Source organism: Flavobacterium sp. LMO6, from assembly GCF_009495795.1.
Lineage (GTDB): Bacteria > Bacteroidota > Bacteroidia > Flavobacteriales > Flavobacteriaceae > Flavobacterium.
This window is the reverse complement of record NZ_WIBH01000001.1, coordinates 334,980-350,747: the sequence shown is the minus strand read 5'-3', so window position 1 is coordinate 350,747 and position 15,768 is coordinate 334,980. Positions and strand designations below refer to the sequence as shown.

The 15,768-nt window shown below is 31.3% G+C and carries 9 protein-coding genes; 5 read left to right on the top strand and 4 right to left on the bottom strand.

Annotation, left to right across the window (positions count from 1 at the left end; translation table 11 throughout):
- Positions 1-108: 108 nt before the first annotated feature.
- The 4 genes from GFJ99_RS01555 to GFJ99_RS01540 all read left to right on the top strand — a co-directional run bounded on the left by GFJ99_RS01555 (position 109) and on the right by GFJ99_RS01540 (position 8,453).
- Positions 109-810, top strand: coding sequence for a PspA/IM30 family protein (locus GFJ99_RS01555; RefSeq protein ID WP_153207243.1), 702 nt, complete (start codon positions 109-111; stop codon positions 808-810).
- A 2-nt stretch (positions 811-812) separates the two neighbouring features.
- Positions 813-1,463, top strand: a complete 651-nt coding sequence (locus tag GFJ99_RS01550) for a hypothetical protein (protein WP_153207242.1) — start codon at positions 813-815, stop codon at positions 1,461-1,463.
- A 32-nt stretch (positions 1,464-1,495) separates the two neighbouring features.
- Positions 1,496-3,508: an SPFH domain-containing protein gene (locus GFJ99_RS01545; protein WP_153207241.1), complete on the top strand. Its 2,013-nt coding sequence runs from the start codon at positions 1,496-1,498 to the stop codon at positions 3,506-3,508.
- 136 nt (positions 3,509-3,644) lie between these two features.
- Positions 3,645-8,453, top strand: a complete 4,809-nt coding sequence (locus tag GFJ99_RS01540; protein WP_153207240.1) for a DNA repair ATPase — start codon at positions 3,645-3,647, stop codon at positions 8,451-8,453.
- 61 nt (positions 8,454-8,514) lie between these two features.
- Here the strand turns inward: GFJ99_RS01540 and GFJ99_RS01535 are convergent, their stop codons facing one another.
- Positions 8,515-9,975 carry a lipopolysaccharide biosynthesis protein gene (locus GFJ99_RS01535; protein WP_153207239.1) on the bottom strand — a complete coding sequence of 487 codons (1,461 nt, stop codon included), beginning with the start codon at positions 9,973-9,975 and terminating at the stop codon, positions 8,515-8,517.
- A gap of 30 nt (positions 9,976-10,005) precedes the next feature.
- A complete protein-coding gene (locus tag GFJ99_RS01530) occupies positions 10,006-10,434 on the bottom strand; it encodes a hypothetical protein (protein WP_153207238.1) in 429 nt (142 codons plus the stop codon).
- Positions 10,435-10,568: 134 nt separating this feature from the next.
- On the opposite strand from GFJ99_RS01530, the gene GFJ99_RS01525 reads away from it, so the two are divergent.
- Complete coding sequence (locus tag GFJ99_RS01525; protein ID WP_153207237.1) at positions 10,569-12,650, top strand: prolyl oligopeptidase family serine peptidase; 2,082 nt, start codon at positions 10,569-10,571, stop codon at positions 12,648-12,650.
- A gap of 208 nt (positions 12,651-12,858) precedes the next feature.
- On the opposite strand, the gene GFJ99_RS01520 is transcribed toward GFJ99_RS01525, so the two are convergent.
- Together GFJ99_RS01520 and GFJ99_RS01515 are read right to left on the bottom strand one after the other, a co-directional pair.
- Positions 12,859-13,287, bottom strand: a complete 429-nt coding sequence (locus tag GFJ99_RS01520; protein WP_153207236.1) for a GNAT family N-acetyltransferase — start codon at positions 13,285-13,287, stop codon at positions 12,859-12,861.
- Position 13,288: 1 nt separating this feature from the next.
- Complete coding sequence (locus tag GFJ99_RS01515) at positions 13,289-15,631, bottom strand: prolyl oligopeptidase family serine peptidase (RefSeq protein ID WP_153207235.1); 2,343 nt, start codon at positions 15,629-15,631, stop codon at positions 13,289-13,291.
- Positions 15,632-15,768 lie beyond the last annotated feature (137 nt).

Genomic DNA, 15,768 nt, shown 5'->3' with positions numbered 1-15,768 from the left:
GGTATATCTAATTTTAAATGTAGTGTGTTTTTTAACCAAAATATTACTTCTAATATTAAAATAATTCGAAAAAAAACGTAGTATTAACATTATAATTCTTTATGTATTATGAACATTATTAAAAGACTATTTAGAATTGGAAAAGCAGAGGCACATTCAGCAATTGACAGCCTTGAAAATCCAATAAAAATGACGGAACAAGGAATACGAGAAATGAAAGAGCAACTTGATAAAAGTATTCATGCATTGGCACAAGTGAAAGCTTTGTCTATTAGAAGAAAAAACGAACAAGAAACATTGATTAATCAATCTGAAGATTATCAAACAAAAGCTATGCTTTTAGTTCAAAAAGGAATTAAAGAAGAAATGCCTTTGGATGAAGCAGACAGACTTGCTAAAGAAGCTTTAAAAAAGAAAGAACAATCTTTATTAGACGCGCAAATTGCAGATAGCGAGCATAAAAAACTTGAGAGTGATGTTGAAAAAATGCAAACCAACATCAATACCTTAAAATCGAGCATTTCAAAATGGGAGGGTGAATTAAAAACACTTAGAGCTCGTGTTCAGGTTAGTCAAGCGACACAAGATATTAATAAAAAAATGACGCAAATAGATTCTGATAGCACTATTTCTATGTTAGAAAAAATGAAAGACAAAGTATTACAACAAGAAGCTTTAGCAGATGCTTATGGTCATATTGCAGATGCTTCAAAAAGTATCGATCAAGAAATTAACGCTGCAGTAGACACATCAGATGCACATGCAGAAAACGAATTAAAAAAATTAAAAGAACAATTCAACGCTAACTAAGAATGAATTTAGACGAGTTAATAGATGTTTCCTTTAATCCAGCCAACACCATACTTTCAATTTTATTAATTTTAAGTGTAGTGTATTGGATTTTAACAATGGTAACAGGTGTAGGTGATTATGATATCGATTTTGACACGGATATTGATGCTGATTTTGATGCACCAGACGGAATGGTTGAAGTACCTCAAGACCCTTCATCGTTTATTCAGTTTCTAAAGTTTTTAAACTTAGACATCATCCCTATAACATTTTTTTTAACTCTAGTATTGTTATTCACCTGGCTAATAAACGTAAATATTAGTTATTATATTCCTCTGCCTTATTGGATGTATTTTATTACAATTGTTCCGGCATTTACAGTGAGTCTATTTTTTACAAAATACATTAGCATGCCTTTAAAGCCTATTTTTAAGGAAATTAATCATAAAGGTGAAATTGCTTATGATTATTTAGGAAGAGTTGGAATACTCAAATCAAGCATTGAAAATGACAAATTAGGAATGCTAGAAATAATAATTAATAAAGATCCCATAAAGCTTTTAGTCAAAAGCAAAGATGGATCGCTTTTAAAAGAAGGAGAAAAAGTTCAAATAGTGAATGAAAATCCAGATAAAAAATTTTACTTTGTAGAAAAATCATACGAAATTTAATAACCCATAATAAACTATTTTAAAACAACTTTATGACTACATTTTACATCACAATTGCTGTTATTTTAATTGCATTTTTAGGCTTAATTTTTTGGATTTTATCCATGTACAAAAAAACCGTACAAGGAATAGTTCTTTTAAGAACTGGTTATGGCGGAGTAAAAGTCTTTTTTAATGCTGGAATAGTTATACCTGTTATCCATAGATTAGAACACATGGATATTTCTGTAAAAAAACTAGAAATTTCTAGAGAAGGAAAAGACGGATTAATTTGTAAAGACAATATGCGTGCCGATATCCAGGTTGCGTTTTTCGTACGTGTAAATAAATCGGTTGATGATATTGTTAATGTAGGACAAACTATTGGTTGCCAAAGAGCATCTGATATTGCTACGTTAAGAGAATTATTTGAAGCTAAGTTTTCTGAAGCTTTAAAAACAGTTGGTAAAAAATTTGATTTTATTGAATTGTACGAAGCAAGAAGCGAATTCCGTCAAGAAATTCTAAACATTATTGGAACAGATTTAAATGGTTATGTTTTAGATGACTGTGCTATTGATTATTTAGAACAAACTTCTTTATCTCATTTGAATAAAGATAATATTTTAGATTCTGAAGGTATCAAGAAAATTACTGAACTAACAGCTACACAAAATATTAAAGCGAATTTAGTTCGTAGAGATGAAGAAAAAACAATCAAAAAGCAAGATGTTGAAGCTAGAGAAACTATTCTTGAATTAGAAAAACAATTAGCTGAAAAAGAAGAGCAACAACGTAGAGAAATCTCAAATATTCAAGCAAGAGAAAATGCCGAAATTTTAAAAGTTGCTGAAGAGGAACGATTAAAATCAGAAACGGTTCGAATTGCTACAGAAGAAACACTTCAAATAGCTGAGGAGAACAAACAAAGACAAGTAGTTATTGCTGCAAAAAATAAAGAAAGAGCAGAATTAGTTGAAACAGAAAGAGTTCAAAAAGATCGTTTATTAGAAGCTACAGAAAGAGAAAGAGTGGTTGCATTAGCAGACATTGAAAAAGATAAAGCAGTCGAAGTAGAAAAGAAAAACATTCAAGATGTTATTCGTGAGCGTTTAGTAAAAGAGAAAACAGTTGTAGAAGAACAACAAAATATTTACGATGTAGAAGCATTAAAAGGAGCAGAAAGAGAGAAACAAGTACAATTAATTGTTGCATCTCGTGAAGCAGAAGAAAACTTAATTGCATTAACTCGTGCAGCAGAAGCTCGTAAATTATCAGCTGAAAAAGATGCTCAAAAATATGTTATTGAAGCACAAGCAAAACGTGATGCTGCTGAAAAAGAAGCTGATGCTCGTAAAATAATTGCAGATGCACAAGCAAAAGAAGAAGCAACAGTTGGTTTATCTGAAGCACAAGTAATGCATGCAAAAGCAGAAGCTATGGAGAAACAAGGATATGTTGAAGCTAATATTATTGAGAAAAAAGCAGCTGCAAATAAACAAGAAGGTTTAGCACAAGCAGAAGTAATCAAAGAAAAAGCATTTGCAGAAGCTGCCGGAATTACAGAAAAAGCAGAAGCAATGAAAAAACTAAACGATGCCGGTAAAGAGCACGAAGAGTTTAGATTAACATTGGCGAAAGAAAAAGAAGTAGAATTAGCGCAAATCGCTATCCAAAAAGATATTGCACAAGCACAAGCTAGTGTATTAGCAGAAGCATTTAAAACTGCCAATATTGATATCGTAGGTGGCGATAATTCATTCTTTGATAATGTGGTTAGACAAGTTTCAGCTGGTAAAGGAATTGACAAATTCATTCAACATAGTGAAAATGCTCAAATAGTTAAAGAAGCTTTGTTAAGCAATGATGGTGATGAAAACCTAATTGGGAAAATCATGAATATGGTAGAAAAATATAAAATTTCATCAGAAGATATTAAAAACTTAAGTGTTGCTTCATTAATTTTCCAGTTAAAAGGTGTGGCAAACGATAAAGAACAAGGTATTTTATCTAGAGCTATGGATATGGCTAAACATTTAGGCATTGACAATAAACCATTAAAATAATTTTAATAAACATTATTGAAAACTAAAAATAATTCTCTGCTATCGGCAGGGAATTGTTTTGGTTTATATGCTATTTTCTCTCTCTCTCTCTTTTAAGCAAATTAAAAAAATTGCGTTAAAACTTTTACCAAAATTAATGAGCAACGAAAAATTAAATACGGGTACATACGAAATCATTCAAAACCGACTGAATGAACAAAAAGAGGATTTAATTCAACGCATACAATCTTTAAACGAAGATCGAAAAAAGGTTTTTGGCGGTGTAGATTTTTCGCTAATCGCCAATGAACGTATTTCTACAGATCAAAATTGCAATATAAAAGATATTTTTTCTTTAGGAAGACTTTGCTTAGTAGGCTACAACACGCATTTAGGATTACGAACCGAAATCAATTTAAACGATGTTTTTTCTGCTTATTTGTTAAAAGAAAATCGTTTTGAACCACAACCTATTCAATTTATTGAGGATGAAACTTTTATAGAAGAATTCAAAAATCTTTATAAATATTACAGAAATACCATTTTTGTTCGCTTTCACATTACACAAAATTATTTGTATTTTGTGTTTCAATTATCTAATAGTCCTTCTGATATTAAAGCCTTTAAATGGCTAATTAAAGATGATACATTAACTTTTGTTGATGCAAGAAGTGCTGCGGAAGTAAAATATCCAAACCAACAAGAATTCACTTGGACAAAAGTTACACGCGACATGCAACGTAAAGGAAGTCATCCGCACGTTTCATTAGCCGATAAAGTTTTTGTAGAAGCTATTGGTGGCGATATTACCATTAAAATTGAAGACAATACAAGCACCGGAAAAGGTATTTATAGTGAAGATGTAATTCACAAAGATCAAACGTTAGATGATGCCGAAATTCATTATTTTGACTACAATAATTTAGTCATTTTTAAAATTAAGCCTTATCAAGAAAGCGAACGATTTTTTATTTACAATCACAAAGAAAAGAAAGTAGCCCGTGTTGATTCTTTGCAATATTCAATTATTCTTTTACCTGAAAACCAAGGAGTTATTTATCCAAATGGATATGCCTTGCAAACGGGTGAAATAAAAGTAATTGCTACAGAAGATAAACCGGTTTATTTCAATCGAAGAATTTTAGGAATTAATGGCGAAAATTATATGTTTGTTTTCTATGACGAACAATCGCACGATTATTTACTAATTCCGTACAACATCATTAAACAAACAATAGAAACGCCTATTAATTGTAATGGTTTTACGTTGTTTGATAATGGAAAGTTAGCTTATTTCAAGTCGAATGAAGAAACGAAACATCATTTGGTTCAAATTTGGCAAACTCCTTTTACTAAAGAAGTTACCATTGATGATGCTTTAAAAACAAATTTATTATACAAAATTGGAAATAAAGATTTAGTTCGTGTAATGGCAGAATGCCAAGAACTGAATATTTTGTTATCTAAAAAGGATTCGTATTCTGGTTTGTATAACGATATTGTTAAGCAAGCCACTATAATATTAGACAGTTATTATTTCTTAGGCGAAAAGGAAATTCATCTACTTAACGAACCTTTACTCGAAATTAGAAAAATTGCACATGCTGCTATAAATGAATTTGAGAAAGCGCAAGAAATTAAAAATAAAACCGGACAAACAATAGCTGATTTAGAAGAAAAATGCGAAAAACTTTTATCGGACACCAGTATTATTTCGTATCAATCTTTAGATCAATTTATTGCTGTTTTAGCACAAATTCGTGCTTTACGTGGCGAATTAATTAGTGCCAAAGAATTAAAATATGCAGACATTGCCCTAATAGAATCGTTAGAAGCCCAACTACAAGAAAGAGCTAACGAACTTTCTAACGCTTGCGTTTCGTTTCTTTTACAAGATAATGCATTGGTTCCTTATCAAGAAAAAGTTGCATTAATTAACCAACAAATAGCAGATCTTAAAAAAACTATTGATGCTAAAACGCTCGAAAAAGATATAGATGAATTAGCATTACAATTAGAATTATTAGTAGATATTGTTAATAATTTAAAAATTGAAGACGCTTCACATTCGACTCAAATTATTGAAAATATTTCCTTGATTTTTGCGCAAATCAATCAACAACGAATTGAGCTAAACAACAAGAAAAGACAAATTTCAGGAAAAGAACTTTCTGCCGATTTTAAAGCCCAAATTACCCTTTTCGACCAAGCAGTTATCAATTTTTTAGAACTAGCGAATACATCTGAAAAATGTGATGACTATCTAAATAAATTATCCATTCAACTGGAAGAAATGGAGGCTAAATTTGTTGATTTTGATGAGTTCATTCAGCAAATAAGTGAAAAACGAGAAGAAGTTTACGGACACTTTCAAACCAAAAGTGTGCAATTAACCGAAGCTAAAAACAAGCGAACAACCATGTTGTTTCAATCGGCAGAACGTATTTTAAAAGGAGTAAAAAACAAAGCAGCTTCATTTGCAACAGAAACCGAAATCAATGGTTACTTTGCTTCTGATCTAATGATTGAAAAAGTTCGTGAAATAGCCAATCAATTAAAAGATTTAAACGACAGCAATAAGGCCGAGGAAGTAAATACGCTACTAAAAACTGCCCAACAAGAATCGGTTAGAAAACTAAAAGATAAAAACGAAATTTATGAAGATGGTGATGCTGTAATTGCTTTTGGCGATTATAAATTTGCGGTAAACAAACAAAAATTAGATTTAACGCTGGTTTTAAAAGACCAACAATATTTCTATCATTTAACAGGAACTAATTTTTATCAACCTGTTGAATTTGAGGAAATTGAACAATATAAAGAAGTTTGGAATCAGGAATATATTTCTGAAAATCAAAAGGTAAAGCGTTTTGAATACATGGCTTGGGAAATTTTCTTACAGCAAGAAAACATTGTTCCTGAATCGGTTAATGTACAACGCGTGCAAGAATTCATGGCAACACATTTTGGTGAAGGCTTAGTAAAAGGTGTTCACGATGTCGATGCGTTGTTAATTTTGCAAAACTTACAACAAATAAATAACGAATTAGGCGTTTTAAAATACACCCCTTCAGAAAGAGCTTTAGCCCAATTGTTTTGGTTTTTCCTAAATGAAGAAGACAAAGAGTTTTACGAAAAGCAATTTAGCGCTGTTAGCTTACTGAAAGAAACGTTTGCTAATTCGGAGCAATTCAAATATCTAAACAAAAGACTATCGCAAAAAATTGAAGAATTCAATATAACTTTTGATGGTTTTGATTATGTTTCGGCTTACCGAGCTGCGGTTTATTTGAAAAAAGAAAACCGCAAAGCATTCTCTATTTCAAAAATGGCAGCCGATGCTTACGAACGCTTTTTCAAAAGCTTAAAAGGAAAAGGAAAAGATGTTGTTTTCGTTAATCAAGTAAAAGATTTATACAATTATCCTTCCGCTTGTTATGACATCGTTGAAAACGCTTTAAAAACATTTTTTATTGAAGAAAACGTAACAATTTCTCAAGGTTTTATCGAAGAAATCGCTGCTTTTGTATTAACGCAAAACTACCATAAAAACCAAGTGGTAAACGTTACTTCTACCGTAGAAATTTCAGGATTAAAATCCATAGAAAGTAACATTACCTATACATTAGATTATTACGAATTTTCTTCGCGATTGGATTATTTCCATTCAAAAATAAAACCGTCTTTCTTAGCTTTACAACAACTTAAAAAACATTGGGTTGAACAAAAAAAGAAAGAAGTAAAATTACACACATTTACCAGTCAAGTGTTAACTTCATTTGTGCGAAATAAATTAATTAACGATGTGTATTTTCCGTTAATAGGAGCCAATTTAGCCAAACAGTTAGGAGCAATTGGCGATAATAAGCGAACTGATAGAATGGGAATGCTTTTATTGGTTTCGCCTCCTGGTTACGGAAAAACTACGTTAATGGAATACTTAGCGGATAGAATGGGATTGGTTTTTATGAAAATTAACGGACCTTCTATTGGTCATGAAATTACGTCAACTGATCCAAGTGAAGCTAAAAATGCCGGTGCAAGACAAGAATTGGAAAAACTAAATCTTGCTTTTGAAATGGGCGATAATGTAATGTTGTATTTAGATGATATTCAGCATTGTAATCCTGAGTTTTTACAGAAATTTATTTCGTTAGCAGACGGACAACGAAAAATAGAAGGAATTTATAACGGAGAAGCAAAAACCTACGATTTACGTTCGAAACGTTTTTGTTTGGTTATGGCTGGCAATCCGTACACAGAAAGTGGTGATAAATTCCAAATTCCGGATATGTTAGCCAATAGAGCTGACACCTACAATTTAGGAGATATTTCCGGTTCTAGAGGTGATTTATTTGACCTAAGTTTAATTGAAAATGCGTTAATGTCGAATGAATATATGGTTCGTTTAACACAACCATCGTATCAAAATTTGTATAAATTGTATGATGCTATTCAGCAAAATGATAGCAATTTTGATTTGGAAGGCAATTTCTCATCACAAGAAATCGAAGATTTTAAACAAGTATTATTAAAGATTATACAAGTGAGAGATACGGTTTTACAAGCCAATGCACTTTATATAAAATCAGCAGCTATGTCAGATGATTATCGAAATGAACCTAACTTTAAATTACAAGGTTCGTATCGTGATATGAATAAGTTAGTAGCAAAAATACAACCTATTTTAACAGAAAAAGAAGTAGAAGCTATTGTGTTGAATCATTATCAAAACGAATCGCAAACCTTAACAACTGGTGCCGAATCTAATTTGTTAAAATTAAAAGAATTGATGAAAATTCAAACCGAAGACGAACAAAAACGTTGGGAAGAAATCAAAACTACTTTTATGAAAAATAAATTATTAAAAGGAGTTGGTGGCGATGATAGAATGGCACAGGTTATTGCTTTACTTTCTGAATTTTCAGACGGACTAATTGGCATAAAAGATGTCTTGAAAAAGTAAAAACAAAAAAACTATTAAACCTTGTTTGTATACTTTGCAAAAATGTACAAATGAGGTTTTTTTATTTTCTTTTCATAAGGGTTAAAATAGTTTCTTTTTCGTTTCGGTATACAAAGTAAGCAAAAAACAAGATAGAAGCAATTCCGAATATATAGGTTTCTCTAAATATTTCAATATAAAAAGACAATCCTGACAACACGATTGCCAACCCTAAATACGTGAAAATGGATTTCTTATCATACGGAATTGGATATTTTTTTTGTCCCATATAATACGAAATAAACATCATGGTTCCATAAGCAAAAATAGTAGCTATTGCCGAACCCAAATAACTTAAAATCGGAATTAGAAGTAAATTCAAAACTAAAGTTACTATTGCTCCTACTATTGAAATATAAGCACCAATTTTTGTTTTATCTATAAGTTTATACCAAACCGATAAATTAGTATAAATACCTAAAAAGAAATTAGCCAAAACAATTAAAGGCACTACATCCATTGCATCCCAATAAATTTCTCTTGGAACCAAAATTAATTTTAAAATATCGGCAAAAACGATAACGCCTAAGCAAATAAACGAACCAAAAATGACGAAGTATTTTGTGATTGTTGCATAGGTTTGTGGAGCATTTTCATTTTTAGCATGACTAAAGAAAAAAGGTTCTATTCCGAGCGTGTAAGCTGTTCTGTATAAAACCATAAACATTCCTATTTTGTAACAAGCCGAATAGGCTCCAATGTCTGCCATATCCACATGCATCCAATCTAATAAGATTTTATCAAAATGTTCGTTGATGGCAAAGGCAATTCCGGCTACTAAAATAGGCAAACCATAATGCATCATTTTTTTCCATAACTCTGCATCAAATTGCCATTTAATTTTAAAATAATCGGGTAAAACAAATAACAACGTAAACAAACTTGCAATTAAATTGGCAACAAAAATATATCCAATTTGAAAGTCATTATGATAAATGGTTTGTATCAATGGATTGGAAGATTCATTTGCTATATCTGGCAAAAGAATTAAAAAGAAAACATTTAATAATAAGTAAATTAAAACATTTGAAATTTTAATTACGGCATATTTTATAGGTCGGTTTTCAGCTCTTATTTTTGAAAAAGGAATAATTGCTAACGCATCAAAAGTTAATATCCAAATGGTAAAAACAACATACTCAACATTAATATTTGACCAATCAGCTAAATTTTTCCTGAATAGCAGAAATAAAACTAAAAAACAAATGGTAGACCAAAACAAAGAAATAGTAGCTGTTGAAATAACTTTTCCTTTGTTCTCTTCCGAATTATAAAATCGAAAAAAAGAAGTCTCCATTCCGTAAGACAAAATAACGTTGAAGAAAACCAAATAAGAAAAAATAACAGAAACCTCTCCCATTTTTGTTTTATCGGTAAGATAATAGACAAATATTGGGTTAAGTATAAAACTAATAATTCTTGGCAAAACTGTTGCTAAGCCATAAATTGCAGTTTGTTTAAAAAGACTTTTGTATAAACTCAACTCCTATCGTTTTTAGAATAACAAATGTAATTAAAACTTTGGTCTTGCCGAAGGATATTCTAATCCTGGTTTTTCTTTTACATTAGAAATTTTTTGTTGGTATTCTTTTCCGTTTTTTAAGAAAACTAAAACCGCTTCATCTTCAGCCAATGTTAAGGCATTTTTGGGACTAGTAATTATTTGGGAATCATCACCTTCAAATTTTTGTTGATTGCCAGACGTTTTAATCATTGCCTGAAAATGCAAATTATCATGTTTTTCAAAAGGCACTTCGTATCCTCTAAAAATTACTTTTTTCAATTCAACGTTTGATGGTAATTCTGATTTTAATTCAAGGTAAAAATTAATTCCACTTCCTCCACCTCTCACTCCAGCAACCCAAGTTTCATATGAAGCGGATTGGATGTTGTCTTGTGCAATTATTTCTGTTGAATGGCAAGAAATTAGTGTTACGCTCATAAATAATAATAAAACATACTGAACCATGATGATTTTCGTTTTGATAAAGTTACTGAAATTATTATTGCAAAAAACACTCCAAAGCTATTGTTTAGCATAATATTTTAATACTTTCGCATCACTATTTTTTGATTATGAAACGAATTTTAATTATTTTACTTTTTATTGGTAATACTATTTTATCTCAAGAAAAAATTGAGACAAAAAAAATTCCAACAACGATTTCAAAACACGACATAACACTACATGATAATTATCTATGGTTAGAAAACACTTCTGATGAAGCAGTGATTAATTGGGTCGAATTACAAAATAGTGTGAGTGAACAAAAACTCAATGAACTTGTAAAAAATTATAATTTTTCATTCAAAATAAAAGATTACGATTATTTATCTACATATGGTCTACCAAGTAAAAAAGGAAAATATTTTTATAACACCTATAGGCTTGACAAGAATAAACCAGGCGTTTTATACTACAGAGAAAGTTTAAATGATATAGGAAAGCCATTAGTTGATCCGTTTGATGTTTATAAAGATGCAAATGTGGTTTTATCGGGTTATTATCCTTCAAAAAATGCTAAATATTTGGCTTTTAAAATTAGTCCGAATGGAAGTGATAGACAAGAAATTAAATTTAAAGATTTTGCTAATAAAAAATATCTTGACGATGTTTTAACTGATATTAAATTCTCTAATGTTTCTTGGAACTCAGATAAAGGAATTTTCTACAAGAAAAACTCAAACAAAGAATTCTTTGAAAAAGATTCTACCTATCAATTGTACTATCATAAAATTGGAGATATTCAAAGTAAAGACCAATTGGTTTTTGATACTTCAAATACGAAATCGAATTTTAGTTTTTTTACCAAACAAAACAAACTATTTGTTGTTGAAACAAGCGAAGATGAAACTACTAAAAACTATTATTACACCACCATTGAAAACGAACAATTTCAATTTAAAAATTTTATAAAAGACGACAAAACGAATCTTGAACTTTTAAATATCATTAACGATAAATTCTACTTTTCAGATGAAAAATTTCCGTGGGGGAATGTTAGTTATTTTGACATAAATAGTCGTACAGAAAATACCGTTTTAATTCCTCAAGTATATTCTCACTTACTAATTGGTGCCACGTTTTTAGAGAATTATATCATCTGTAAGTATAGTAATATGGGCAAATATTATATGTCTATTTACGATTATACCGGAAAATTTATTCGGAAATTTGAAGCACCACACAATATGGATTTTCAAATTAGATTTTATGACGAAAAAACAAATGATCTTTTTGTTACTTTTTATTCTTATACTATTTCTTCGTTAAATTATAAATTAAACATTACCACTGGTGCTAATGATATTTATTTTAATGACTTTATTCAACCAAAACCTACCTTATTCCCTTTTAATTATTTTGAAACCAAAACAATCACTTATAAAAGTAGAGACAATAAGGATATTCCAATCGTTATTATTCATAAAAAAGGAATAGAACTTAATGGAAATAATCCTACTTTATTAAGAGCTTATGGCGGTTTTGGAAGTGTTAGCAGTCCAAATTATGACACTGGATTACTGCATTTTATGGAAAAAGGCGGTGTTTATGCCTTTGCACAAGTTAGAGGTGGTGGCGAAAAAGGAAAAAACTGGCACAAAGAAGGAAAAGGATTGAAAAAAATCAATTCGATTAATGATTTTGTGGATGCTGCTGAGTTTTTAATTCGAGAAAAATATACAAATCCAAACAAATTAGCCATTAATGGTGGTTCGCATGGCGGATTAGTTGTAGGTGCTGCAATGACACAACGTCCTGATTTATTCAAAGTCGTTATTTCTGAAATGGGAAGATTAGATATGGCTACTCTTGATAAATACACTTCTGGAATACATCATTTTGATGAATATGGAAATCCAAATAATAAAGAAGAGTTTCAATCTTTGATTTCTTATTCGCCTTATCACACGATTAAAGAAGATGTAAATTACCCAACTTGTTTAATTATTACTTCTGAAAATGATGATAGAGTACCACCTTTTCAATCGTATAAATTTGTTGCGAAATTGCAAAACAGATTAGCACAAAAAAATCCTATCTTTTTAAAAGTAAATAAAACGGCTGGTCACTCTGGAAATGTTTCTAGCTACGAGAAAAGAGTAAAACAACAAAGCGAATTTTATAGTTTTATTTGGGAACACTTGAATAATTAGGGTCAGCTGAAAAAAGTTTGCAAGCAAACAACAATATTTTTTTTTAAAAAGCCACGGATTACACAAATTTCCACGGATTTTTCTATCATAATCGAATAAATCTGTGAAAATCCATTAATCCGTGGCAAAATTAAATTTTGTTTGAGCAAAAAATCAAACTTTCTAACGATTTCATCAAAAAACCTTGCACTAGCTTATTTGTAATAAATTAATCCTTCAAATATTTCACAAAATGAAATCCTTTGGGCACAAAACCGTGATTCATGTAGAATTTTTGGGCGCCAAAATTGGTGGTATACGCATCTAAAGCAATCATATTACAATCTTCATCGATGGCTTTTTGATTGAGATATTCAGTCATAATACTTCCAATTCCTTTGGAACGAAAATCTTCGTGCACCACCACATTATCTAATTCTAGATATTTGCCAGACCACAACTTAGTTCCAATCCAAAAACCTGCCAAACCCACGGTGATTCCGTTTTCCACCACAATTAGCTGCTTGTAATTGTGCGGAATCATTTTGTCTAACAAATTACCATAAATTTCAAGTGTATAATCGGGATATAATTGTTGGATGATGGATAATTGTTCCAACATTTCGGCTTTTGTTCCTAATTCGAGTAACTGTGGCATTTTATTTTTGTAATAGATTTTCGTTGAATAAGTCTAAAATTCTTCGGTATTCGTCAACCCAAGAATACGTTCTTTTAAATCCATGCGCTTCCACTGGAAATACAGCTAAATCCCAGTCTTTTTTACCTAATTCGATAAATCGTTGCGTTAATCGAACAATGTCTTGGAATTGAACGTTGTCGTCTACCATTCCGTGTAACATTAACAATTTGTCTTGCAAATTATTCGCAAAATAAATCGGAGAACTTTTCTTGTACGCTTCTGGATCGGTTTCTGGAAAATTCAAAATGTTTGACGTGTATCCGTGATTATAATGCGCCCAATCGGTTACCGAACGTAAAGCGGCTCCTGCTTTGAATTCGCCTGGTTCTGTTAACAAAGCCATCAATGTAATGAATCCGCCATACGAACCACCGTAAATTCCAACACGATTCGCGTCAATTCCTGCTTTTTCTACTAAATATTTTTTTCCATCCAATTGATCTGATAAATCTTTTCCACCCATGTGACGGTAAATTCCCGTTCTAAAATCACGTCCATAACCATCACTCGCTCTGTAATCGATGTCTAAAACGGTATAGCCTAAATCGGTAAGTAAATTGTGAAACATGAATTCTCTGTGATACGTGCTCCAATAATTATGTGCGTTTTGCAAATAACCGGCACCGTGTACAAAAATGACTGCGGCTTTGTTCTTGTTCTCCACTTTTGGTTGGTACAAACGTGCGTAGACTGTCGTTCCGTCTTCCGCTTTAAAGGTGATAACTTCTGGTGTTTTCCAATTGTATTTTTTGAATTCTGGCGTAGTTGAAAAGGTAATTTGTTTCAAATCTGCATTCGGTTTGTTAGCACCAACGTACAATTCCCAAGGTTTGTTTTTATACGAATAACGCACCAAAAGTGTTTGCTCGTCTGGAGATAATTCTACTTCGTAGTTGCCATCATTCGTTAAAATTCCGGTCATTTTTTTAGAAGCGATGTCTAATTTATAAAAACTTCTGTTGCCTGGATGTGTTGTGGTGGTTGTGATGTAAAACGATTTGGTATCATTCGATAATTGAACATTTCGAACTTCCCAATTTCCTTTTGTTAATGCTTCTTTTTTCTTGGTTTTCAGATTGAACGTGTACAAATGTGAAAAACCAGTAACTTCCGATTGAAAATAAATGGTTGAATTGTCAATAAAATCAAGTGTTCCACTACTGAAACTATAGCCTGGAATTCCCGGTCCGCCAATCCATGCTTCGTCGTGTTGGTGATCTAATTCGGTGATTTTTCCTGAAACTAAATCCAATTGCACCATCCAACGGTGTTTGTTGTCTTGACTTCTGATTTCTAAAACCGCATTTTTTCCGTCTTTGCTATACACTGGACTTTGCATTACTATTGCCGTTTCGTAATCCGATTTATCTTTTAGATTTTCGTAGTCTTGGTAGTATTTTGGCGCTTCTTTGATGCCCGATAAATTAGAAAATGAAACGTAATACGTAGTATCTTTTTCTACATTGAAAATTCCGAATTTATGCTTACTGAAACCCTCTACCGAAACTTTTGCGCGTGCTTTTTTACTTTGAGTAAACCCATCATCGGTGATGAAATGCTCTACATTGGTTGAAGTTTGCGTTGGATAATCTGAAGTTCGAAACGTCACAAATTTTCCATCAGGCGATGCTTTTATTTGTTCTAACGATGATTTATCATAGAAAATTTCTTTTGGAAACTTCTCTTTGTTGGTTTTAGATTGCGCTTCATACCATTCGTCTGCTTTTGCTTCATCGCGAACAAATTGAAACAATGCTGTTTGTTGATCTTTTAGAAATGAATCTTCCTCTTTTGACCCTTTATTTTCCTTTCCCGATTTAAAATTAGTTAATTGAACAATCGAAAAATCTTTGGTATTGAATTGATACACATTGCGATTTTGCTGAAAAAAGATGATATTAGGTTCACTACTTCTTTGAACAGAAGCAATTCGGTCTGCTAATTGAATGACTTTTTTAGTCTTTTTAGTGGATTTGGTATACGCATATAAAACGCCTTGATTGGTATAATACACAACATCATAATCTTTCTGTGTTGCCATAAAATCCAAATCATACATAGGATTTGAAGTCGTTACTTTTTGAGGCGACTTGCTCGATTTGTTCCAAAAATAGGTGCTATTATCTACTTCATTATTCGGATTGCAATCAAATAAAACGGTTTGCCCATCAATTGACCAACGGTGATTATCAGGTTGGTGCCCGATGAATTCATTTCCTTTCATGATGTCTTCTAAACGAAGATTTTGAGCATTACCAAAAAAGGTGAAAAGTAGTAAGAAGAAACAGCAATATTTTTTCATTGGAAAATAGTTTGTTACTTACAAATATACCAATAAAAGTAAATGAGGGAAAAAAGGTTTTGTTAAATGAATTATTGCAATGAAAATAGCTTTTTGTTGTGGGCAGCTTAGTAAATCCATATAATCTGGAAATTATA